The sequence below is a fragment of the Streptomyces sp. NTD107 genome (assembly GCF_059510435.1).
Map to the genome: position 1 here is coordinate 44,806 of NZ_JCAJZV010000017.1, position 20,777 is coordinate 65,582.

The 20,777-nt window shown below is 72.4% G+C and carries 21 protein-coding genes and 2 pseudogenes; 10 read left to right on the forward strand and 13 right to left on the reverse strand.

The window, feature by feature from the left end; all coding sequences use genetic code 11:
• Positions 1-160 precede the first annotated feature (160 nt).
• Together AC5WRL_RS25420 and AC5WRL_RS25425 are read left to right on the forward strand one after the other, a co-directional pair.
• Positions 161-1,284, forward strand: a pseudogene (locus AC5WRL_RS25420) (Rossmann-fold NAD(P)-binding domain-containing protein).
• A 2-nt stretch (positions 1,285-1,286) separates the two neighbouring features.
• Positions 1,287-1,829: an NUDIX hydrolase gene (locus AC5WRL_RS25425; protein ID WP_496090992.1), complete on the forward strand. Its 543-nt coding sequence runs from the start codon at positions 1,287-1,289 to the stop codon at positions 1,827-1,829.
• Here AC5WRL_RS25425 and madM read toward each other — a convergent pair.
• The 4 genes and pseudogenes from madM to AC5WRL_RS25445 all read right to left on the reverse strand — a co-directional run.
• Positions 1,826-2,596, reverse strand: a complete 771-nt coding sequence (madM, locus tag AC5WRL_RS25430; protein WP_496090993.1) for a malonate transporter subunit MadM — start codon at positions 2,594-2,596, stop codon at positions 1,826-1,828. The genes AC5WRL_RS25425 and madM overlap by 4 nt on opposite strands.
• A 1-nt stretch (position 2,597) precedes the next feature.
• Positions 2,598-3,002, reverse strand: coding sequence for a malonate transporter subunit MadL (madL, locus tag AC5WRL_RS25435; protein WP_496090994.1), 405 nt, complete (start codon positions 3,000-3,002; stop codon positions 2,598-2,600).
• A gap of 88 nt (positions 3,003-3,090) precedes the next feature.
• Entirely contained in the window at positions 3,091-4,635 is a 1,545-nt protein-coding gene (locus AC5WRL_RS25440) for a malonate--CoA ligase (protein ID WP_496091042.1), read from the reverse strand.
• 48 nt (positions 4,636-4,683) lie between these two features.
• Positions 4,684-6,045: pseudogene (locus tag AC5WRL_RS25445) on the reverse strand (malonyl-CoA decarboxylase domain-containing protein); the annotation flags it as partial.
• A gap of 118 nt (positions 6,046-6,163) precedes the next feature.
• Here AC5WRL_RS25445 and AC5WRL_RS25450 point away from each other — a divergent pair.
• The gene (locus tag AC5WRL_RS25450) at positions 6,164-6,862 is read left to right on the forward strand and encodes a GntR family transcriptional regulator (RefSeq protein WP_496090995.1); all 699 of its coding nucleotides are present in this window, start codon (positions 6,164-6,166) and stop codon (positions 6,860-6,862) included.
• A gap of 56 nt (positions 6,863-6,918) precedes the next feature.
• On the opposite strand, the gene AC5WRL_RS25455 is transcribed toward AC5WRL_RS25450, so the two are convergent.
• Entirely contained in the window at positions 6,919-7,182 is a 264-nt protein-coding gene (locus AC5WRL_RS25455) for a DUF3817 domain-containing protein (protein ID WP_496090996.1), read from the reverse strand.
• Positions 7,183-7,287: 105 nt separating this feature from the next.
• Positions 7,288-7,917, reverse strand: a complete 630-nt coding sequence (locus AC5WRL_RS25460; protein ID WP_496090997.1) for a TetR/AcrR family transcriptional regulator — start codon at positions 7,915-7,917, stop codon at positions 7,288-7,290.
• A gap of 124 nt (positions 7,918-8,041) precedes the next feature.
• On the opposite strand from AC5WRL_RS25460, the gene AC5WRL_RS25465 reads away from it, so the two are divergent.
• Entirely contained in the window at positions 8,042-9,982 is a 1,941-nt protein-coding gene (locus AC5WRL_RS25465; RefSeq protein WP_496090998.1) for a serine/threonine protein kinase, read from the forward strand.
• A gap of 11 nt (positions 9,983-9,993) precedes the next feature.
• Here AC5WRL_RS25465 and AC5WRL_RS25470 read toward each other — a convergent pair whose 3' ends face one another.
• Positions 9,994-10,689, reverse strand: coding sequence for a maleylpyruvate isomerase family mycothiol-dependent enzyme (locus AC5WRL_RS25470; protein WP_496090999.1), 696 nt, complete (start codon positions 10,687-10,689; stop codon positions 9,994-9,996).
• A 143-nt stretch (positions 10,690-10,832) separates the two neighbouring features.
• The gene (locus AC5WRL_RS25475) at positions 10,833-11,552 is read right to left on the reverse strand and encodes a PIG-L deacetylase family protein (protein WP_496091000.1); all 720 of its coding nucleotides are present in this window, start codon (positions 11,550-11,552) and stop codon (positions 10,833-10,835) included.
• Between the two features lie 165 nt (positions 11,553-11,717).
• On the opposite strand from AC5WRL_RS25475, the gene AC5WRL_RS25480 reads away from it, so the two are divergent.
• Complete coding sequence (locus AC5WRL_RS25480) at positions 11,718-12,203, forward strand: pyridoxamine 5'-phosphate oxidase family protein (protein WP_496091001.1); 486 nt, start codon at positions 11,718-11,720, stop codon at positions 12,201-12,203.
• Between the two features lie 80 nt (positions 12,204-12,283).
• Here the strand turns inward: AC5WRL_RS25480 and AC5WRL_RS25485 are convergent, their stop codons facing one another.
• From AC5WRL_RS25485 to AC5WRL_RS25495, 3 genes are read right to left on the reverse strand one after another with little or no spacing between them, the layout of a single operon-like run.
• Entirely contained in the window at positions 12,284-12,826 is a 543-nt protein-coding gene (locus tag AC5WRL_RS25485) for a hypothetical protein (RefSeq protein ID WP_496091002.1), read from the reverse strand.
• Between the two features lie 18 nt (positions 12,827-12,844).
• Positions 12,845-13,543, reverse strand: a complete 699-nt coding sequence (locus AC5WRL_RS25490) for a response regulator (protein ID WP_496091003.1) — start codon at positions 13,541-13,543, stop codon at positions 12,845-12,847.
• Positions 13,540-14,727, reverse strand: a complete 1,188-nt coding sequence (locus AC5WRL_RS25495; RefSeq protein ID WP_496091004.1) for a sensor histidine kinase — start codon at positions 14,725-14,727, stop codon at positions 13,540-13,542. Before AC5WRL_RS25495 ends, AC5WRL_RS25490 begins: the two co-directional genes overlap by 4 nt.
• 132 nt (positions 14,728-14,859) lie before the next feature.
• Between AC5WRL_RS25495 and AC5WRL_RS25500 the strand changes: the two genes are divergently transcribed.
• Together AC5WRL_RS25500 and AC5WRL_RS25505 are read left to right on the forward strand one after the other, a co-directional pair.
• Entirely contained in the window at positions 14,860-15,582 is a 723-nt protein-coding gene (locus AC5WRL_RS25500) for an ABC transporter ATP-binding protein (protein ID WP_496091005.1), read from the forward strand.
• Positions 15,572-16,345 (forward strand): ABC transporter permease, encoded by a 774-nt coding sequence (locus AC5WRL_RS25505; protein WP_496091006.1) that lies wholly within the window; start codon positions 15,572-15,574, stop codon positions 16,343-16,345. Before AC5WRL_RS25500 ends, AC5WRL_RS25505 begins: the two co-directional genes overlap by 11 nt.
• A 44-nt stretch (positions 16,346-16,389) precedes the next feature.
• Here AC5WRL_RS25505 and AC5WRL_RS25510 read toward each other — a convergent pair whose 3' ends face one another.
• Entirely contained in the window at positions 16,390-16,797 is a 408-nt protein-coding gene (locus AC5WRL_RS25510; protein WP_496091007.1) for a MerR family transcriptional regulator, read from the reverse strand.
• 28 nt (positions 16,798-16,825) lie between these two features.
• On the opposite strand from AC5WRL_RS25510, the gene AC5WRL_RS25515 reads away from it, so the two are divergent.
• The gene (locus tag AC5WRL_RS25515) at positions 16,826-17,584 is read left to right on the forward strand and encodes a siderophore-interacting protein (RefSeq protein WP_496091008.1); all 759 of its coding nucleotides are present in this window, start codon (positions 16,826-16,828) and stop codon (positions 17,582-17,584) included.
• 43 nt (positions 17,585-17,627) lie between these two features.
• Here the strand turns inward: AC5WRL_RS25515 and AC5WRL_RS25520 are convergent, their stop codons facing one another.
• Positions 17,628-18,113: a PH domain-containing protein gene (locus AC5WRL_RS25520; RefSeq protein WP_496091009.1), complete on the reverse strand. Its 486-nt coding sequence runs from the start codon at positions 18,111-18,113 to the stop codon at positions 17,628-17,630.
• A gap of 158 nt (positions 18,114-18,271) precedes the next feature.
• Here AC5WRL_RS25520 and AC5WRL_RS25525 point away from each other — a divergent pair, with 158 nt between their 5' ends.
• A complete protein-coding gene (locus tag AC5WRL_RS25525; protein ID WP_496091010.1) occupies positions 18,272-19,057 on the forward strand; it encodes a sterol carrier family protein in 786 nt (261 codons plus the stop codon).
• 102 nt (positions 19,058-19,159) lie between these two features.
• Positions 19,160-20,701 carry an amidophosphoribosyltransferase gene (purF, locus tag AC5WRL_RS25530; RefSeq protein WP_496091011.1) on the forward strand — a complete coding sequence of 514 codons (1,542 nt, stop codon included), beginning with the start codon at positions 19,160-19,162 and terminating at the stop codon, positions 20,699-20,701.
• Positions 20,702-20,777 lie beyond the last annotated feature (76 nt).

A 20,777-nucleotide genomic window follows, 5' to 3' on the forward strand; every position in this document is an offset into this window, starting at 1 on the left:
CGCATAAAAAGAGATCCCGGGTCGGTCACCTGTTCAATACGTACTGCCTCTGCGGTATTTAGTCGTTATCGCGCATAGAGGTGGTGTGGCAGAATCCTCCGGGCATGATGAAGACGTGGAAGCCGCAGTGGGCCGGCTTGTCGCAGAATGGGGGTCGGCAATGGAAACGTCCGAACGTGCGCGTCTGGATACCTACTTCTCCAAGGTGGCACGTGCCTTCGTGCCTTCTGTGATTCCTTCCTCGCTGCTGATCACCCATCTCCTGCCGGAACGTCCGAGCTTCATCCGTGCCGTACACCAGATCTCCCAGCTGCGGGCAGTGCTCCCGAAGCCGAAATCCGTGCATGTGCCGGCCAGGCGGGAGATCGAGCGGACCGTGCCCTGCGACGATCTGTCGCGCGGTCTGTTCGCCGATCCGGATTCCGCCGTGAGTTATGTGGAGAGCCGTGCCGGCGGGGAATCGCTGGTCCTTCTTGACGTGGGCGGGTACTTCGAGCCGGCGCTCGACGCGCTCTGTGAGCGGCTCTCCGGCCGGGTGCTCGGGGTGATCGAGGACACCGAGAACGGGCACAAACGGTATGCCCAGCGGGACAAGCTGCCGTGCCCCGTGATCTCTGTGGCCCGCTCGCCCCTCAAGGAGCCCGAGGACTTTCTGGTGGGCCAGTCGGTGGTCTTCTCCACGGAGGCCCTGCTTCGCGGCCGCGGAGACATCCTGCACGGCCGCCCGGCCCTGGTGATCGGCTTCGGCAAGCTCGGTTCCAGCATCGCCCGGCTGCTGCACGCCAAGGGTGTCCACGTCACCGTCCACGACGCGACCCCGTACGGCGTGCCCAGGCGCTCTCCCAGGGGTTCGCGGTCGCCCGGGATCGGGACAGGGCGCTGGGTGCCGCCGGCCTGGTGCTGTGTGCCACCGGGGCGCTCTCGCTGCGCGGGGAGGATTTTCCGCTGCTGCGCAATGGCGCTTACGTGGCGACCGTCACCAGCAGCGAGGACGAACTCGAACTCGGCGGACTGCCGGACGGCTACGCGCGCGGCGGAGTGGGGGATCACGTGACGCGGTACAGCACCACGGGTCACTACTTCTATCTGCTGAACCACGGCAACGCCGTCAACTTTCTGCACGGCGCGAGCGTGGGGCCGTTCATCTTCCTCGTGCAGGCGGAGATTCTGGCCGGTATCCGGCTGCTCGCCGACCGGGAGCCGGCTCCGGGGATGCATGAGGTTCCCACCGATGACCGCTCCGTCATCGCCGCCACCTGGCTCAACTACTACAACCGGGACTGAACATGGCCATCACGGCAGAACACATCCGCACCACCCTCACCGCGTACGCCGATGCCCATCCGGAGGAGAAGGGAGGATTGGCGCCCGTGTTCGGGCTACTGGCGGTGGGGGCTGATCTCAGTAGTCGGAAGGAGTTCCGGGGGCATGCCACCGCCGGGGCGGTGTTGGTCAATGATGCGGGGGAGGCGTTGTTCGTCCGGCATCTGGGGCTGGATCTGTGGCTGACGCCGGGCGGTCATCTGGAGGACGCGGACTCGACCCTGATGGGCGCGGCGCTGCGGGAGTTGGCCGAGGAGGCGGGGATCGGCGAGAGGGTGGCGCCCGTGCTGGACGAGCCGGTGCACATCGATGTCCACGCCATCCCCGCCAGCGCCGCCAAGGGTGAGCCCGCCCATCAGCACGTCGACTTCCGGTTTCTGTTCCGGACGACGGGGGAGGGGCGGGTCACCTTGCAGCAGGAGGAGGTCGGCGGGTACGCCTGGCGCGGCGTCGGTTCGCTCGGCGACGAGCGGTTGCGGAAGCGGGTGCGGGCCGCCCTGCGCTAGCCGCCCACCACGGCCCGCAGGACGAAGTACACCAGGGAGGGGCCGAGCAGGCAGCCCAGGCCGGTGTAGAAGGTGGCGGTCATGGCCCCGTACGGCACCAGGCGCTTGTCGGTGGCGGCCAGGCCGCCGGCCACGCCCGAGGTGGTGCCCATCAGGCCGCCGTACGCCATGGCGGTCTTCGGGTTGTTCAGGCCGATCAGCGGGGCGACCAGCGGGGTGCCCACCATCACCACCACCGCCTTGACCAGCCCGGCGGCCACCGACAGCGCGATGACCTCCGAACTCGCGCCCACCGCCGTACCCGTCACCGGTCCGACGATGTACGTGGCCGCCCCGCCGCCGATCGTCGCCAGCGACTTCGCGTCCGTGTAGCCGAAGGCCGCCGCGATGACAGCGCCGGCCGCGAACGACACCAGCACGCCCAGCACGATCGAGAGCGCCCCGGCCACGCCGGCGCCTTTGATCGTTTTCAGGTCGACGCCGTACGCCGTCGAGACGATCGCGAAGTCCCGCAGCATCGCCCCGCCCATCACGGCCAGTCCTGACAGGGCGGCGAAGCCGGCCAGCCCGTTGGCCTCTCCGGTCACCGAGCCGCCCCAGTAGGCCAGGAGCAGACCGAGGAGGATGGCGATGGCCGACCCTTGCAGCCGGCCCCGGGTCAGCGCCTTGGACAGCCAGCCGGACACCAGCATGAGTGCGCCGACCACGGCGAAGGCGACCAGCAGGCCGTTGTTCTCGAAGACGGCGGTGAATCTTTCCAGTTCCATCTCAGGCCCCCTGCCGCTGCTCTTCGGCGGCCAGCGGCGGCAGGGGTTCCCCGGGCTCGCCGATCCGTGCCAGCACCGGCACCAGGGCGAGGCCGGCCGCGATCGCGGCGAGGCCGGCCAGCAGGGCCATCGGGCCGCCGCTGACGGCCTTGACCACGTTCTGGGTGGAGGCCATGGCGATGACGATCGGTATGTACATCGCGCTCCAGAAGAGCACGCCCTGCTCGGTGGCCTGGGGGAATTTGCCCTTGGCGCGGAGCCAGCCGGTCACGAACACCAGCATGATCATGGCGAATCCGACGCCGCCGACATTGGCGTCCACGCCGACGGCGCCGCCGATCAGTTCACCGACGAGTGTGCCTGTGAGCATGCACACCGCCAGTGCTGCCACTCCATAGATGATCATCGTCTTCTCCACACTGAGAGACTGGGAAAGGGAAGGGGGAGGGAAAGGAGGTGAGGGAAAGGGGAAGGGGAAGGACGGGGATACCGGGTCAGACGAAGAGGTCCGCGTAGCGCTTGCGCAGTTCGGCCTTCTGCACCTTGCCCATGACGTTGCGGGGCAGCGCGTCGACGAAGCGCACCGCGCGCGGGTGCTTGAAGCGGGCGAGGTCGCCGGTGATGAAGTCCAGCAGCTCGCGTTCCCGGGGTTGTCCGCCCGGCGCCGGGACGACGACGGCCAGCACCGTTTCCCCGAAGTCCGGGTGCGGGACCCCGATCACCGCGGATTCCAGCACCCCGGGGTGGGCGTCGAGCAGTTCCTCGATCTCCTTGGGGTAGACGTTGAAGCCCCCGGAGATCACCAGGTCCTTGCCCCGGCCGACGATGCACAGATAGCCGTCCTCGTCGATCCGGCCCAGGTCGCCGGTGATGAAGAAGCCGTCCGCGCGGAACTCGGCGGCGGTCTTCTCGGGCAGCCGCCAGTAGCCGGTGAAGACGTTGGGGCCGCGCACCTCGATGCTCCCGACCTCACCGTCCGGCAGCTCCCGACCGGTGTCGGCGTCCACCACCCTCAGTTCGGTGCCGGGCAGCGGCATACCGACGGTGCCGGGCTTGCGCGGGCCGCCCGCGTACGGGTTGGTGGTGTTCATGCCGGTCTCCGTCATCCCGTAACGCTCCAGGATGGCGTGGCCGGTACGGGCCCGGAACGCCTCGTGGTCGCTGGCCAGCAGGGGAGCGGAACCGGAGACGAACAGCCGCATCGCGGCGCAGGACGCGGCGGTGAGCCGGTCGTTCTTCAGCAGCCGGGTGTAGAAGGTGGGTACGCCCATCAGCACGGTGGCGCGCGGCAGCAGATCGAGGATCGTCTCCGCGTCGAACTTCGGCAGGTAGTACATGGAGGCGCCGGCGGTCAGGGTCATGTTCGCGGCGACGAAGAGCCCGTGGATGTGGAAGATCGGCAGGGCGTGGATCAGCCGGTCCTCGGCGGTGAACCGCCAGCTGTCCAGCAGCGCCCGGCAGTTGGCGGCGAGGTTGCCGTGGGTGAGCACGGCGCCCTTGGAGCGTCCGGTGGTGCCGGAGGTGTAGAGGATCGCCGCCGGGTCCTCGGGGGAGGCGTCGAAGACCGCGGCCTCCTCGCTGCCCTCGCCGCCCTCGCTGCCTTCCTCCTCGTCTTCCGCCCCGCCGGCCAGCAGCGTGCCGTCGCCGGCCGTGCCGAGGGTTTCGACGACGAGGTCCGCCGTCCCCGCGTGGTCGGCCCGGCGCTCCGGTGAGCAGACCAGGACCCGGGGCTGGGCGTCGGTGAGGAAGTACGCCATCTCCGTACCCGTGTAGGCGGTGTTGAGCGGCAGGAAGACCCCGCCGATCCGCAGCGTCGCCAGGTACAGGGCGATGGCCTCCGGGGACTTCTCCACCTGCATCGCGACCCGGTCGCCGGGGGTGACGCCATCCGCGACGAGGCGGGCGGCGATCCGCCGCACGGTCCGCTCGGTCTCGCGGTAGCTGACGCGCCGCCCGTCGGGCAGTTCGAAGAGCGTCTTGTCCGGGTGCCGTGCCACCTGCTCGGCGAAGGACTGGTGGATGAGGGGGAGGGGTGCCATCGGGGGTGTTCCTTTTCGGAGGTGAGGCGTGCGGGCGAACGCGTCGCGCAGGGGGCCGCCGAGCGCCACGGTGCGGTGGCGGACGAACTCCTCGTGCCGGCGTTCCAGCTGCTGCGGCTCGTAGCGGTAGTTGATCATCGCGCCGTACGACTGCCGCCAGGCATGCGGCGAGTGGTCGGCGGGCCAGTTCAGCTGCCAGGCGGCGGCGCCGTTGCCCAGGTGGAAGCGGGCGACCGGGTCGCGGGGGCGTCCGTCGTCGTGCCGCTCGACCGCGATGTAGCGGGTGAGGGCGGGGAGCAGCCGGGTACGTATCCGCTCGGTGTGCTCCTGCGTCCGGTCGCCCGGGGCCTCCATGGTGTCCAACTGCTCTGTGAGCAGGCGTAGTTCGGCGTCCTGTTCGGCCTGCTCGGTGAGCCAGCGCCGGAAGCCGGGGAGGGGCGAGAGGGTGACGAACCGGGTCAGCCGTGGCAGTTGCTCGCTCACGTGCTCGATGACCTGCTTGATGAGGAAGCTGCCGAACGAGACGCCGGCCAGCCCGTCCAGGGCGTTGTTGATCGAGTAGAGGGCGGCCGTGTCGGCCCGCGAGGGGTCCAGCGCCGGGCCGGGCTCCAGCAGCGGGGCGATGCGGTCCGGCAGACCGCGTACCAGGGCGACCTCCACGAAGATCAGCGGTACGTCCCCGGTGGCCGGGTGGAAGAAGGCGTAGACGCGGCGGTCGGCGGGCTCAAGCCGGCGGCGGAGTTCGTCCTCGCCCGCCATGGGGTGGACCTTCTCGTAGCGCAGCAGGTGCCGGCGCAAGGTGGCCGGGGCGTCCCAGGTGAGCTGTGTCATGCGGAGGAAGCCGCGGTTGAACCAGGAGGTGAGCAGGTGGTGGAAGTCGTGGTCGAGGGGGCGCAGTTCCGGGTGGCGGCGGGCGAGCCGGAGCAGATCGGCGCGCATCTCGACCAGGGCGAGGGTGGCGCCCGGCGCGTGGTTCATCCGGCGCAGCAGTTGCTGGCGGGCCGGCTCGACGGCGTCGAAGAGCCGGACCAGTTCCGGCTCACCTCCGCCTCCGCCTCTGCCTCCGCCTCCGCCTCCGCCTCCGCCTCCGTCGCCTCCGGCGCGGGCCGCGTCCCAGCGGTGGAAGGCGGTACGGACCTGGTCGGCGTCCACGTCGTACGTCGTGGTGATGTGGGTGAAGAACGCGTGCTTGCCGGGGTCGTCGAGTTCGCCGTACGCGGCGAGCGCGCGTGCCGCGATCGCCCGGACGGATGCTTCGCCCACGTCGCTCATCAGCGCTTCGCAGGCCACCAGGAGCCGGTCCAGCGGTGAGCCCGCGGCGCCGTGCGCCCGGTACGGCTCGGTCAGCCGCCGGCCGTCAGGGTGTTCCGTTCCGCCCATGTCCGCTCCTCCCCGGGTGTTTGTATGCATCGTGGGGCGTGATGTATATAACAGCCGCACCGTAGATCAGATGAAAGGCGGTGCGCTAGCCCCTGGAGGCCAGGGAATGGGTCGGACAACCGGATAGCCTGAGTATTCGGAGGTGCGCATGGCCAGAGTCCCGGAATCCCGTCGCGTACGGGACGCCCTGGAGAACGCGGTCGTCGAAGGCCGCTACCGCCCCGGCCAGCGACTGGACCCGGCCCAGCTGGAGCGGGAGTTCGGCTGCTCGCGCACCCCGGTGCGCGAAGCCCTCCAGGCGCTGGAGCGCTCGGGGTTGGTGCGGATCCGCGCCAAACAGGGCACGTACGTCACTGAGCTGAGCGTCTCGGAGCTGGCCGAGCGCTTCGAGGTCATGGCCGAGCTCGAAGGGATGGCGGCGCGGCTCTCCGCCCGCCGGATCGAGCGCGAGCAACTGGACCATCTCGGACGCGCCCTGCGGGACTGCGAGAAACACGCGCTGGCCGGCGACGCCGACCGCTACTACTACGCCAATGCCAGCTTCCACGGCATCGTCTACGACTCCTCCGGCAATGAGTACCTGCGGCAGCAGTCCCACGCCCTCAAGCGGGCGCTGCAACCGTACCGGCGGCTGCAACTGCGCGTCCCGGACCGCATGCGGCGCTCGCTGGCCGAGCACAGCGAGATCGCCGACGCCATCGCGAGCGGCGACGCCGAGCGCGCGGAGAACGCCGCCCGCGACCATGTACTGGTCCAGGTAAGGGAGTTCAGCCAGCTGGTACGGACCTGGCGCAGCCTGACCCAGCCGGCGGACGCCGCCCCCGACCCGGCAGCGGCGCGCGGCTGACGCAGCGCGGCCGACGCAGCGCGGAGGCCGAAGAGCGGCAGCCGGAGCGGCGGGCCTTACGCGGCGGGGCGGACCCGGACGCGCAGGCGGTTCAGCGCGAGCAGCCCGCCGATGCCCGGGATGACGGCCACGGCCCTGGTGGCCCCGGTCGCCCCGGGGAGCCGCCACACCAGCAGCGCCACCAGCAGGTAGGCGCAGCCGTGCAGCGGACCCATCAGGGAGGAGACGGGCGCCAGATGGGCGGTGGCGAGGTTGGTCAGCAGGACGATGAGCGAGATGAGCTCGGCGTGTGCGGCGATGCGCAGGGGCCGCAGATCCACGGTGACACTCCAGTGGGGTGTGTGAGGTACGGGGGGAGATGTCACCGACGCTAAGCGGCGGGTACGGCCCGCTCCCAGGGGCCGCAGTGCCACCTTTCGACGGGATTACGCCTGCCCGGGCGGCGCGGGTTCCTGGAGCGACAGCCAGATCCGGTCCGGGAGTGTCCGGGCTGCCTCCTCCAGATCGAAGCCCTCCGTACCGGCCAGCCAGCGGGTGACGGCAAAGGTCACCGGGCCCATGATCAGCATCTCGGCCTGCGCCGGCGGCAGCGGGCGCAGCCCGCCGGCCGCCAGGTGCGGGCCGAAGAGCTGGAGCAGCGCCGCGACCCGTGGGGCCCGCCCCGCCGCCACCCGCTCCGCGTGCGGGCGCAGATAACCGGCGTACGGGGAGGCGTGGATGATCAGCGCCTCCGTGCGGTGCGCCGCCGACCAGCGCAGGTAGCCGCTGACCAGCGCGGTGACGGCGGCTCTGGCCGAGGTGGCGGGGCGTACCGCCTCGGTGAGGGCGGCCAGCAGATCGTCCTTGCACCGGATGAAAAGGGTGGCCGCCAGCGCGTCGAAGCTGCCGAAATGGTGGTACAGGCTGCCCACGCTCACCCCGGACGCCTCGATCACGGCGGGCAGCGTGAAGCCCTGCGGCCCGGCGTCGCGGTACACCTCGAACGCGGCCCGCAGCAGCCGTTCGACCGTCTCCCGCCCGCGCCGCCGCTTCGCCGTCCCCCGGCCGCCTGCCATCACCACATCTTCACCGTTTTCACCGGCCCGGTGTCCTGCGCTTATTGACGCATGCGAGCCGCCAACCGGAAAGTGGTTCTAGAACAACATTCCAGAAACGAGGCCCGGGGGGAGGGCTTTGGCCATGGAGGAGCTGGGGGACGCCGATCCGCGACGGCTCGGCGGCTATCGGCCGCTCGCCGTGCTCGGCGAGGGCGGCATGGGGCGGGTGCTGCTGGCCGCCGGGCCGCACGGCAGCCTGGTCGCGATCAAGCGGATTCATGAACATCTCGCCGGGGACGAGGAGTTCCGCAAGCGCTTCAAGCGGGAGGTCGCGGCGTCGCGCCGGGTCGCCAGCGCGTACACCGCCCCGGTGGTCGATGCCGACATCGGCGCGGAAGTGCCCTGGCTGGCATCCGAGTTCGTGTACGGGCCGGCGCTGCACCGGGTGCTGGACGAGACCGGCCCGCTGCCGCCCGACACCGTACTGCGGCTCGCCGCCGGGCTGGCCGCCGCGCTGCGCGACATTCACGCGGCCCGGCTCGTACACCGTGATCTGTCGCCGTCCAACGTGCTGCTGGCCGACGACGGGCCGAAGGTCATCGACTTCGGCATCGTGCGTGCGGCGGAGGGCGCCGGCACCACCCGCCTCCAGACCATGACGACGGCCGTGACCCGCTCCGGGTCGGTCATCGGAGCGCCGGGGTTCATGTCCCCCGAGCAGGCCCAGGGTGGCGAACTGACCTCGGCCAGCGATGTGTTCTCGCTCGGCACGATCCTGCTGACGGCCTGCACCGGGGCCAACCCCTTCGAGGGGCCAGGTATCCCGCAGACCATGTTCAACGTCGTGTACGCCCAACCGGAGTTCGGGACGGTTCCGGACCGGCTGCGGCGCGTCATCGAGCCGTGCCTGGCCAAGACGGCGGCCGAACGCCCCACCCCGGAGCGGCTGCTGGAGCTGATCGGGCCACTGCCCGGGACGGCGCCACCGGGGCCGTGGCCACCCGCCGTGCACGCGATGACCGAGCGGCAGCGGGCCCGGGTGCGCGAACTCGTCCCCACGGCGGACGCGCCCACGGTCACCGCCGTACCCGTCACACCCACCCTGGTCGTACCGCAGGCGCCGACGCCGACGCCGACGCCCGCGCCAGCGCCGGGTAACTCCCAGGGTGGCGGGCTCGCGGCGGCGGTCGGGATCGGGGTGCTGATCGTGATCCTGCTGGCGCTGTTCGCGCCACGCGGCGACGGCGACGACGACACCGCCGGCGGCTCCACCCCGAACCCGACCGCCACCGCCACGGACGACGACCGGGAGCCGGACCCCGCCCCCGACTCCGACCCCGATCCGGGATACGACCCCGATCCCGGATACGAACCCGAACCCGAACCCGAGCCGGACCCGGAGCCCGACCCCATCGCCGACGCCGAACAGGGCGACTGCTTCCACAACTACGGTTCCATGGAAGACCTCGACCTGAGCCCGACCAGCTGCGGCGACGGCACCTTCGAGGCGGTGGCCGTCCGCCACGGCAGCACCACATACGACGACTGCGACGGCGTGCGGGACGTCGACTGGTCGGTGAACTACCCCTACTACGAGGTCACCCTGTGCCTCAGCTACCGCCACGCCATGGGCACCGCCTACCACGCCCAGCCGGGCGACTGCGTCTACGGGTGGCAGGAGAACGGCAGCGTCTGGGGCGAGACCGGCTGCGAGACCGGCAACTTCACCGTCATCGCCCGCTTCGGCGAGGACAGCTCAACGGGCGACTGCGACGCCTACACCTGGCACCACTCCCGCACCTTCTCGGTGGACGGCTGGCCCGAACTCGGCGTCCGGCTCTGCCTGGCCATGAACTACCCGGACGACGCGGGCGTGGCCGCGCAGAACAACTGCCTGATCAGGTCGGGCCCGGACAACGCCGCCCACTTCGCGTTCGCCGACTGCGACGCGGCCAACGTCTACGTCACCGGCCGCACCAGCACCTACAACGACGCCTCCTTCTGCGGCACCGACGGCTGGACCACCTGGCAGAACCCGGACTTCCCCGAACTGGGCTACACGGTCTGCTGGCGCTGGCTGTGACCAGAGCCGGGTCAGGGCGTCAGCGGCCCCGCCAGGGCGGCGGCCCCGGCCGCACGGTCGCCGCTCCACGTCAGCGGGCCGCGCTCGTCGTCGGCCGCCATCCGGCCCCACAGCAGCAGAAGCAGCCGCTCGGCCGGCCCGGAGAGGATCGCGACCGGCTCGCCGGGGCCGTACGTCCACGCGTCGCCGGTGTCCGTCGCCGTCAGCCGCACCGCGTGCGGCGGCTCGGTGGCGGCGCCACGGCTCACCATCAGCGGGGTCATCGTGTCGAAGACCTCCGCGACACCGTCCGCCGCCGCCGCCGGATCGAACGGCTTCGGCACGCCGAGCGCGTGCTGCGCGTCCCAGCGGTGGATCAGCGTCTCCAGCAGCCGCCGCCGCTGCCAGAACCCGACGCTCCGCCGGGGGACGAACGTCCAGGCCGGCGTGGCCGGATCGGTGTCCAGCGCGGCGAGCATCGCCGCGGTCCCCTCGTCGTACCAGCGCAGCAGCGCCCCGCTGCCTTCCGGCGCGGCCGGGGCGTGGTCGCCGCGGCCCTCGGTGATGGCGGCGGTCACCCACCGGTGCCCGGTGCCCATGTGCCCGGCGAGGTCGCGCAGCGTCCACGCCCCACAGTGCTCCACCGGCGCGCCGAGATCGCCGTCCAGACAGGCCCGGAAGGCATCCAACTCGCCGCGCAGGAGCCGAAGACAAGCGGAGGAATCCATGCGGCCGACCCTACGCCCGCAGCGGTCGGGCACCACAGGTCACGGCGGGTACGGGCCACCGCGGGCGGGCGCGTACGGGGCCGGCCCGGGGCGGGGGCGGGCGCGTACGGCTGTGGCTCGTGGCTTGTGGCTGGGGCCTTTCGCTAGTGCTGCTGCCGCACTTCCCGGAACCACTCGCGGCCCAGCAGCGCCGCGAAGACGGGCGGCGGGAGGCGGACCAGCGTGCCGGGGAGCCTGCCGGTGGTCTGGGAGCGGTGGGCGGCCAGCGCCCGCTGCTTGCGGCGGGCGTAGCGGCGTACGTCGATCGCGTGGGTGATCTCCGCGCGCGGCAGGAACATCCGGTCCATCCCCGTGCCGTCCTGCCGCAGCACCCGCACCAGCCGGGCCGCCGTCTCGCGCGGCACGGTGGCCTCCAGCAGGCGTGGCACCGCGCCGAGCCGGAAGGCGAGCCGGGCGACCTCGTGGACCTTGACGTGGTCGCGGTGGCCGTAGCCGCCGTTCCGGTCGTAGCCGAGCAGCAGGTCGGCGCGCTCGCGGCGCAGCACGCCGGCCAGCCGCCCGGCGGCCTCCGCCGGGTCGGCCCGCACGAAGCGGGGCCGGTCGGCGGGGTCAGGGTAGAGGTCCTTGCCGTGGCCGCTGTCCGCGTAGCCGAGGTGGACCACCCGGTGCGCGCCGAGCACCCGGGCGGCGGCCCGCAGTTCGGCCAGCCGGGGCGCGCCGCCCTCGGGCACCTCGTCCATGTGCCCGTCCGCCGCCACCACGATCACCACCCGGTGCCCCTCGGCGGCGGCCCGCGCCAACGTGCCGCCGGTCAGCAAGGTTTCGTCATCAGGATGCGCGTGGAACGCCACCACCGTAGCCATCCCCCCATCCTGCACTCCCCGGCGGAGACCACCCATCCGCAGCGGGAGGTACGGGGGCCCACGCCTTCGGCACCGCTGACCGCAGCCGGGCGGAGCACGGATGACCGAGGCCGGCTACGACCGGGGGCCGAGGCGCCCCGACCCGGTGGCGGCCATGATCGGGGGGTGACTGATCACCCGTTCGACGTCGACGCCTTCCTCGCCCGTCCGCTCACCGCCCGCGTCTCCACCACCACTGCGGCCGGCCCCGCCGTGCGTCCGGTCTGGTACCTGTGGGAGGACGGCGCGTTCTGGACGCTCACCGGCCCCTGGGCGAAGCTCCGGCAGCACGTCGAGGCCGACCCCCGGGTGGCGTTGGTCGTGGACGAATGCGACATCGCCACCGGCCTGGTCCGGCAGGTCTTCGCCCGGGGCGGCGCCGAACTGCTGGCGTTCGACGCGCCCCGGGGCCGCCGCAAGCTCAGCCGCTACCTCGGCCCTGACCCGAGCCGCTGGGACGCCCGGTTCCGCCGCTATCTCGACTCCGACCCCGCCGAGAGCGGCGCCACCTGGCTGCGCCTGGCGCCGGCCCGCCTCACCGCCAAGGACTTGAGTTACGTTCCGGCCCGCCCGTCATCCGTGCCGTCATCCGTGCCGTCATCCGTGCCGTAATCCGTCCTGTATTCCGTCCCGCAATCCATCCGACCACCGGCCGTTCCGGATGGCCCACGGCTGACCGCTGAGCCCCGGCGTCAGCCGCCCAGCAGCCGGGACTGTTCCGCCTTCAGCTCCGTGAACCCGCGCCGCGCGTAGGCGTGGATCTCATCACCGGGGAACGGCACCACCGACAGATGCTCGCTGTAGTCCTCGCGCGCCCAGCGCGCCGCCGTGATCTCGTACCCGGACACATGCGCGCACAACTCCAGCAGCACCGGCGGCATCTCGCGCTCCCGCAGCAGGTCGGCCCGCCGGATCACCAGGTCGCGCATCGCCTGGATGTTGGGCAGGAACACGGTGGTCGCCCACAGCCGCCACTCGCTGCTCTCCCGTTCGGTGGCCGCCGCCCCGCCCTTGCCGAACGGCGAGCTGCCGTCCGCCCGCACATTGCGGTCCAGGAACTCGGCGTAGCTGCGGCTGTTGCCCTCGGTCAGCGCGAACAGCGGGCCGTAGAAGTCGCTCAGCTGGCGGTTGACGCGGGCGAGCCGTTCCTGGCGCTGGGCGAGCCGCACCCCGTTGAGGTATGTGGCGAGGTAGCCGGCGAAGGCCAGCGCGATGGTCACAGCCAGTGCGATCACAAGAAACGATCGTAGTGCCTATCCCGGGGTCTCTCCCTGCGGCGTGATCAGCCCCGACTCGTACGCCGCGATCACCAGATGGACCCGGTCCCGGGCCCCCAACTTCTCCAGCAGCCGCCCCACATGGGTCTTCACCGTCGCCTGGCCGATCCCCAGCCGCGCCCCGATCTCCCCATTGGTGAGCCCCCGCGCCACCAGCACGAACACCTCCCGCTCCCGCACCGTCAGCCCACCGGGGCCGGCCGCCGGCGGCGCGCCCGGCGCCGGGGCCGGCCGCCGGCAGAACTCCGCGATCAGCCGCCGCGTCACCCCCGGGTCCAGCAGGCTCTCGCCCGCCGCCACCAGCCGCACCGCGCGCAGCAGTTCGGCCGGCGAGGTGTCCTTCAGCAGAAAGCCGCTGGCCCCGGCCCGCAGCGCCGCGAACACATACGCGTCCAGGTCGAACATCGTCAGCATCAGGACCCGCGCCCCGCTCCCGCCCGCGCTGATCCGCCGGGTCGCCTCGATGCCGTCCAGAACCGGCATCCGCACATCCATCAGCACCACATCCGGCCGCACCCGCGCCGCCAGCTCCACCGCCCGCGCCCCGTCCGCCGCCACCCCGGCCGTGCACAGGCCGGGTTCGGCGTCGATCAGCACCTGGAAGCTGCCCAGCAGCAACGCCTGATCGTCCGCGATCAGCACCCGGATCGGCGGCTCCGTACCCACCGCACTCACGCGCCGGCCCCCAGCGGCAGCCGGGCCCGTACGGTGAACCCGCCACCCGCCCGTGGCCCGGCGTGGAACTCCCCGCCGTACAGGGCCACCCGCTCCCGCATCCCGATCAGCCCCTGCCCGGCGCCCTCACCCCGCGACCGCCCGGGGCCGCCCTCCCCGGGGCCGCCCTCGTCCGCCACCTCGATCCGCAGCGCGCCCCCGCCCGCCGCCACCAGCAGCGAACACCGCGTCGGCGCCGCATGCTTGATCACATTGGTCAGCGCCTCCTGCACCAGCCGGTACGCCGACCGGTCAAGACCCTCCGGCAGCCCGCCGAGCCCTTCGGTGCGCGGCGCCACCGCCACCCCGGCCGCCGCCGCCCGCTCCAGCAACTCCGGCAGCCGGTCGAGCCCGGGCGCCGGCCCCAGCGACCCGCCCCCCGCGTCCTCCGACCGCTCCGGCCCCTCCCGCAGCACCCCCAGCAACTGCCGCATCTCCGCCAGCGCCTGCCGGCTCGCCGTCTCGATCACCGTCAGCGCCGCCCCCGCCTGCTCGGGCCGCGCCCCCAGCACATGGTTCGCCACCCCCGCCTGCACCGCGATCACCCCCACATGGTGCGCCACCACATCGTGCAACTCCCGCGCGATCCGCAGCCGCTCGTCCGTGACCGCCCGCGCCGCCAGCTGCCGCGCCGCCCGCGCCGCGTACGCCCGCCGCTCCCGCACCGCGCGCCCCGCCGTCCACGCCATCCCGCACAGCGCCAACCCCAGCACGTAGTACGGGATCACCCCCGCCCCGGCCTCCGCCCCGGGCGTCCCGGCCACCACCCCGAGCAGCGCCACCGCCGCGCACCCCGCCCCGATCGCCCGGGTCGGCAACCGGCCCCCGACCCCGCCCCCGACCCCGTCGCCCCCGGTGGCCGCCGCCACCCAGTACAGCGCGAACGCCACCGCCACGAACGGCTCGTACACCACCCCGCCCAGCGCGCCCGCCCCGGCCGCCGCCGTGACCACCCCCAGCACCGGCACCGGCCACCGCCGCCGCACCGCCACCGGCAGCGTCATCACGCCGATCACCAGCAGCCGCACCGGCAGCGGAACACCCTCGCGCACCTGCGCGTACGACATCCCCAGCAGCACCGCCAGCAACACCCCCGCCGCCGCCCGGTCCAGCCACTCCATCCGCCCGCCGCCGCCCGCAACCATCCACCCACCCTAGGAAACCGCCCCGCCCCGCCACATCCACCCACCGGAGGTCAGCCCACGGTCGGACCCCCCGCCCCCGTCTCGCGCCCAGGGGCGACGCGCGCCCCGCCCCCCGGCCGCCACCCTCGAACGGTGATCGAAGTCCACCACCTCACCAAGCGGTACGGGCGGACCACCGCCGTCGACGACCTGTCGTTCACCGTCCGCCCCGGCCGGGTCACCGGCTTCCTCGGCGCCAACGGCGCCGGGAAGACCACCACCCTGCGGATCCTGCTCGGCCTGCACCGCCCCGACCACGGCCAGGCCCTCATCGGCGGCCGGCCCTACCACCGACTCCACGAGCCACTGCGCCACATCGGCGCCCTCCTCGACACCGGCGCCCTCCAGCGCTCCCGCACCGGCCGCAACCACCTCAACTGGCTGGCCCACACCCACCGCATCGGCCCCGACCGGGTGCGGCACGTCCTGGACCAGGTCGGCCTCACCGAAGCCGCCGACCGCCGCACCGGCGGCTACTCCCTCGGCATGGCGCAGCGCCTCGGCATCGCCGCCGCGCTGCTCGGCGACCCGCACACCCTGATCCTCGACGAGCCGCTCAACGGCCTGGACCCGCACGGCATCCGCTGGCTGCGCACCCTGCTCACCGGCCTCGCCGCCGAGGGCCGCACCGTGCTGCTCTCCAGCCACCTCATGAGCGAACTGGCCCGCACCGCCCACCACCTGGTCATCGTGGCCCGCGGCCGGCTGATCGACGACACCCCGCTGGCCGACTTCACCGCCCGGTACCCCGGCGCCTCACTGGAGGACGCCTTCCTCGACCTGACGACCGACGACGGGAACCCGCATGCGCACTGACGCCACCCTCGCCGTCGTCCACGCCGAGTGGACCAAGCTCCGCACCGTCCGCTCCACCACCGCCGCGCTCGCCCTCACCCTCCTGCTGGGCGTCGGCATGTCCGTCGTCAGCAACCTCTCGGCCCGCATCGCCATCGACCACGACAGCGACCGGCTCCGTCCCGACTTCGACCCCATCAACGCGGGCCACGTCGGCATGCAGCTGGGCCAGTTCGCCCTCATCGCCTTCGGGGTGCTGCTGATCGGCGCCGAGTACGGCAGCGGCCTGATCCGTACGTCGCTGGCCGCCGTGCCCTCGCGCGGCCGGTTCTTCGCCGCCAAGGCGCTCACCGCCGCCGCCCTCGCGCTGCCGCTCGGGGCGGTCACCGTGCTGCTGTCCTTCCAGGCCGGGCAGCTCTCCCTCGGCGGGTACGGGGTGAGCCCCGGCACCGGGGACGCCCCGCGCACGCTGCTCGGCGCGCCCCTCTATCTCACCCTGCTGTGTCTGCTGGCGCTGGGCACCGCCACCCTGCTGCGGTCCACCGCGCTGTCGCTGAGTGTGCTGTTCGCCCTGGTGTTCATCGTGTCCCCGCTCATCAACCGGGTTCCCGGGGTGCGCGAGGTCGCCCGCTATCTGCCCGACCACGCCGGCAGCCAGGTCTTCCGGGTCGGCGGCGACGCCGACCCGGCGCTCGGCCCCTGGACGGGGCTGGGGATCATGGCGCTGTGGACGGCGGCCGTGCTGGCCGCCGGCTGGTGGTCGCTGCGGTGCCGGGACGTGTGACGTCCGACCATCGGGGCGGGGCGGGGCGGGGCGGGGCGGAGCGGTCAGGGCGGCGGGATGCGGGCGTTGATGTGCTCGCGGACGTGCGGACACTCGTCCAGCCGGTACGGGCAGTCCATCCCGTGCTCGACTAACTCCTTCGCCGCCCGGAACCCGGCGATCCGGCGTTCGAGTTCGGCGACATGGCGGCGCAGCAGCTCGGAACGCTGCCGCGGATCGTCGGCCGTCAGAATCTCGCGCATCTCGGTCAGGCTGAGCCCGGCCTCCTTGCCCATGAGGATCATGGCCACCCGGTCGAGATCACCCGGCCCGTACCGCCGTTGCCCGCCCGCGCCCCGCTCGGGGGCCAGCAGCCCCACGCTCTCCCAGTGCCGCAGCACATGGGTGGCGAGCCCGAACCGCGCCGCCAGCTCACCGATGGACAGGGCCCGTTCGGCGGGGCTTGACTTCATGTCCACATTAACCAGCAGGCTGCCGGGCATGAGCAACCCTCCGCGGCTGGTTCAGGGTGTCCTGGACCGTTTTCTTCTCACTGCCACCGTCGACGGCGTCGAGCACCTCGCCCGCCGGACGCGCCGGATCCGGATCAGCGGCTCGGCGCTGCGCGGCCTGGCCTGGCGGCCGGGCCAGCACATCCGGGTCCTGGTCAACGACCAGCAGGCGCCCGGCTCCTGGACCCGTGGCCTGTTCGACATGCTGCGTACGTACTCGGTGTGGGACTACGACGGCGACGCCCGCCTTGAGCTGTGCGTCCTCGACCACCAGGGGGACGGCCCCGGGGCCCGCTGGTCCCGGCGCGTCCGCGCCGGGCAGCCGGTCTCCTTCACCCGCCCCGAGGGCCGGCTGGTGCCGGCCGCCGGCGCCTCGTACCACCTGTTCGCCGGGGACGAGACGGCGGCGGTCGCGTTCGGCGCGATCCTGCGGGCCCTGCCCGCCCAGGACCGGGTGTTCGGGGTGCTGGAGGTGGACGGGCTGGCCGATCGGCTGCCGCTGCCCCGGGCCGGCGAACTCACCTGGATCCACCGGGAGAACGGCACCGGCACCCTCATCGACGCGCTCCGCGCGCTCGAACTGCCCGCCGCCCCCGCTGCCTCCGCCGCCCCCGGCATCGCCTACCTCGCCGGGGAGGCCCGCGCCTGCCAGGCGGCGCGGCTGCATCTGCTGCACGACCGGGGGTGGCCCCGCAAGTCGGTGCTCGTCAAGCCGTTCTGGGCCCCCGGCAAGAAGGGCATGGACTGAGCCCGGACGTGAGCCCGGGGAAACCCCCGAGGAAGCCCCCGGGTCAGTCGCCGATCCGGTCCAGCGCCTCGTACACCCGGTTCTTGAACTCCTCCGGGCTGGGCACGTGCTTGAAGGTCATCTTGCCCTGCTCCGAGGCGGACTGGACGTGCAGCGTGCCGTACCGCATGATCCGCTCCCACAGCGACGCCGAGAACGACACGTCGTTCACCCGGCTCAACGGGATGCTGCGGCCGACCTTGTTGAGGAACCCGGTGCGCTTGTGCAGCCGCTTGGTGGTGAGGAAGTACACCGTCGAGCGCCACTGGAGCATCGGGATCAGCCACCGCCAGATGATCGCGATCCCCGCCAGCCCCAGCACCACCCACGCCACCGGGGACCCCAGGTCCCCGATGATCAGCGTCAGTACGGCCGCCACCGCCGCGATGACGACCAGCTGCACGAACTCACTGACCAGCGTGGTCCAGTGCTGCCTGGTCTCGTAAAGGAGTTCTTCGTCGTCGGCGAGGTAACGGTCCGCGTAAGCCATACCGCGAGCATGGCACGCGCACCGGCGGCCAAGCCGCCCTCCGGACACTTGGTTACCAGGTTGTCATGTCGTTGCCACCGCGCTCCCACCGCGCGCCCACCCCACTTCACCTCCCCAAACGCTGATCTTCCCGCCGGAATGGCCGTAAGCTCCCTCCCATGTGTGCCGTCCGGCGCAAGTCGCGCGCCTACCACCCCGACCGAGTCCGTGACGCGCTGCTGGCGCAGGTGGAACACGTACGGCTGGCCGCCCACGCCCTCACCCCCGAGCAGCTCGCCCGGCCCGCCGCCCTGCCCGGCCGTGACGTCGCCTCGCTGCTCGCGCACATCGCCGGCCAGATCGACGCCGTCCCGCGGCTGCTCGCCCAGCCCGCGCCCACCGCCACCCGCCCGGCGCTCGACCTCGACGAGTGGGCCGTGTACCCGGGGGCGGGCATCGGTGACGCTCCGGAGGCGTCCGGCGACCCGGCCGCCGCCATCGACGCCGCCGCCGAGGAGCTGGACGCGGTCCTGGAGACCGCGGTCCGCGAGGACCTGCTCCTCCCGCACCGCTTCGGTCCGATGCGCGGTCTGGACTTCACCGTCACCCGGGTGGTGGAGCTGGTGGTGCACAGTGACGATCTGACCCGCTCGCTCCAGAGCCCGGTGCGGCTCGACCGGGGCGCGCTGGCCATCGCCGTACGGGTGCTGGCCGACGCCCTCGCCGCCAAGGCCCCCGGCAACTCCACCGAGCTGCGCGTGCCCCCCTTCGTCGCCGTCCAGTGCCTGCCCGGCCCCCGGCACACCCGTGGCACCCCGCCCTCCGTGGTCGAGGCCGACCCCATCACCTGGCTGCGGCTGGCCACCGGCCGTGCGACCTGGGCCCAGACCACCGCCACCGGCCGGCTCAAGGCCAGCGGCGAACGCGCCATCTCCCTCGCCGGTCAACTGCCCGTGCTCGGCTGATGCCACAGGGTGCCGGAACGCGGCTGGTCGGCCACCCGCTGGGGGATGTCTCACAATCCGCTGGTTCTTCCCAAGCGGGGAACCTGTCCTAGACTCAACGATGTGCCTCGTGGTGATGGACTCCTCAGCCACGACCTCGACCCCGGTGAAAAGGGCCCGAAGGACGCTTGCGGCGTCTTCGGCGTCTGGGCCCCGGGCGAGGAGGTCGCCAAGCTCTCCTACTACGGTCTGTACGCACTCCAGCATCGCGGACAAGAGTCCGCGGGCATCGCGGTGAGCGACGGATCCAAGATTCTGGTCTTCAAGGACATGGGGCTCGTCTCCCAGGTCTTCGACGAGACCTCCCTCGGCTCCCTCCAGGGACATCTGGCCATCGGCCACAACCGGTACTCCACCACCGGTGCCTCCACCTGGGAGAACGCCCAGCCGACGTTCCGGGCCACCGGCCACGGCTCGATCGCGCTCGGCCACAACGGGAACCTCGTCAACACCGCCGAACTCGCCGAGCTGGTCGCGGCGCTCCCCTCCGACCACGGACGCCGGCAGCGCGCCGCGGTCACCAACGACACCGACCTGGTCACCGCGCTGCTCGCCGGCCAGCGGGACGCGACCACCGGCGAGCCGCTGACCGTCGAGCAGGCGGCCATGGCGGTGCTGCCCCAGGTCAAGGGCGCCTTCTGCTTCGTCTTCATGGACGAGAACACCCTGTACGCGGCCCGCGACCCGCAGGGCATCCGCCCGCTGGTGCTCGGCCGCCTGGAGCGCGGCTGGGTGGTCGCCTCCGAGCAGTCCGCCCTGGACATCGTGGGCGCCTCCGTCATCCGCGAGGTCGAGCCGGGCGAGCTGATCGCCATCGACGAGAACGGCCTGCGCTCCACCCGATTCGCGGATGCGAAGCCTGCCGGCTGTGTCTTCGAGTATGTCTACCTGGCCCGCCCGGACGCCGAGATCGCCGGCCGGAACGTCTATGTCTCCCGGGTCGAGATGGGCCGCCGGCTCGCCGCCGAGGCCCCGGTCGAGGCCGATCTGGTGATAGCCACCCCGGAGTCCGGCACCCCCGCCGCGATCGGCTACGCCGAGGCCAGCGGCATCCCGTACGGCTCGGGACTGGTCAAGAACAGCTATGTCGGCCGGACCTTCATCCAGCCCAGCCAGACCATCCGGCAGCTCGGCATCCGGCTCAAGCTCAACCCCCTCAAAGAGGTCATCCGCGGCAAGCGCCTGGTGGTCGTCGACGACTCCATCGTGCGCGGCAACACCCAGCGCGCCCTGGTACGGATGCTCCGCGAGGCCGGCGCCGCCGAGGTGCACGTGCGGATCAGCTCCCCGCCGATCAAGTGGCCCTGCTACTACGGCATCGACTTCGCGACCCGCGCCGAGCTCATCGCCAACGGCCTGTCCGTCGAGGAGATCGGCACCTCGCTCGGCGCCGACTCGCTCGCCTACATCTCGATAGACGCGATGATCGAGGCCACCACCATCGCCAAGCCCAACCTCTGCCGGGCCTGCTTCGACGGCAGCTACCCCGTCGACCTGCCCGACCCGCAGGCGCTCGGCAAGGACATCCTGGAGCAGGGCGACGCCCGCACCGCCCTGCCGCTGCTGACCGGCCCCGGCGCCGCCGACGCGCTGCGCCGGCCCTAGCCCCGGCCGGCCCGCGGCCAGGACCGGCCCCCCTGCGTCCCGGTCGCGAGGCCGGCACGTACCCACCGGCCCGCCC

What these genes read in the sequence shown, in the direction of transcription:
- AC5WRL_RS25525 (WP_496091010.1), top strand. Translation starts at nt 18,272, where the DNA reads ATGTGTGCCGTCCGGCGCAAGTCGCGCGCCTACCACCCCGACCGAGTC.
- AC5WRL_RS25465 (WP_496090998.1), top strand. Translation starts at nt 8,042, where the DNA reads ATGGAGGAGCTGGGGGACGCCGATCCGCGACGGCTCGGCGGCTATCGG.
- AC5WRL_RS25470 (WP_496090999.1), bottom strand. Translation starts at nt 10,689, where the DNA reads ATGGATTCCTCCGCTTGTCTTCGGCTCCTGCGCGGCGAGTTGGATGCC.
- AC5WRL_RS25440 (WP_496091042.1), bottom strand. Translation starts at nt 4,635, where the DNA reads ATGGCACCCCTCCCCCTCATCCACCAGTCCTTCGCCGAGCAGGTGGCA.
- AC5WRL_RS25510 (WP_496091007.1), bottom strand. Translation starts at nt 16,797, where the DNA reads ATGAAGTCAAGCCCCGCCGAACGGGCCCTGTCCATCGGTGAGCTGGCG.
- AC5WRL_RS25450 (WP_496090995.1), top strand. Translation starts at nt 6,164, where the DNA reads ATGGCCAGAGTCCCGGAATCCCGTCGCGTACGGGACGCCCTGGAGAAC.
- AC5WRL_RS25505 (WP_496091006.1), top strand. Translation starts at nt 15,572, where the DNA reads ATGCGCACTGACGCCACCCTCGCCGTCGTCCACGCCGAGTGGACCAAG.
- madL (WP_496090994.1), bottom strand. Translation starts at nt 3,002, where the DNA reads ATGATCATCTATGGAGTGGCAGCACTGGCGGTGTGCATGCTCACAGGC.
- AC5WRL_RS25515 (WP_496091008.1), top strand. Translation starts at nt 16,826, where the DNA reads ATGAGCAACCCTCCGCGGCTGGTTCAGGGTGTCCTGGACCGTTTTCTT.
- AC5WRL_RS25460 (WP_496090997.1), bottom strand. Translation starts at nt 7,917, where the DNA reads ATGGCAGGCGGCCGGGGGACGGCGAAGCGGCGGCGCGGGCGGGAGACG.
- AC5WRL_RS25520 (WP_496091009.1), bottom strand. Translation starts at nt 18,113, where the DNA reads ATGGCTTACGCGGACCGTTACCTCGCCGACGACGAAGAACTCCTTTAC.
- AC5WRL_RS25425 (WP_496090992.1), top strand. Translation starts at nt 1,287, where the DNA reads ATGGCCATCACGGCAGAACACATCCGCACCACCCTCACCGCGTACGCC.
- AC5WRL_RS25495 (WP_496091004.1), bottom strand. Translation starts at nt 14,727, where the DNA reads ATGGTTGCGGGCGGCGGCGGGCGGATGGAGTGGCTGGACCGGGCGGCG.
- AC5WRL_RS25475 (WP_496091000.1), bottom strand. Translation starts at nt 11,552, where the DNA reads ATGGCTACGGTGGTGGCGTTCCACGCGCATCCTGATGACGAAACCTTG.
- madM (WP_496090993.1), bottom strand. Translation starts at nt 2,596, where the DNA reads ATGGAACTGGAAAGATTCACCGCCGTCTTCGAGAACAACGGCCTGCTG.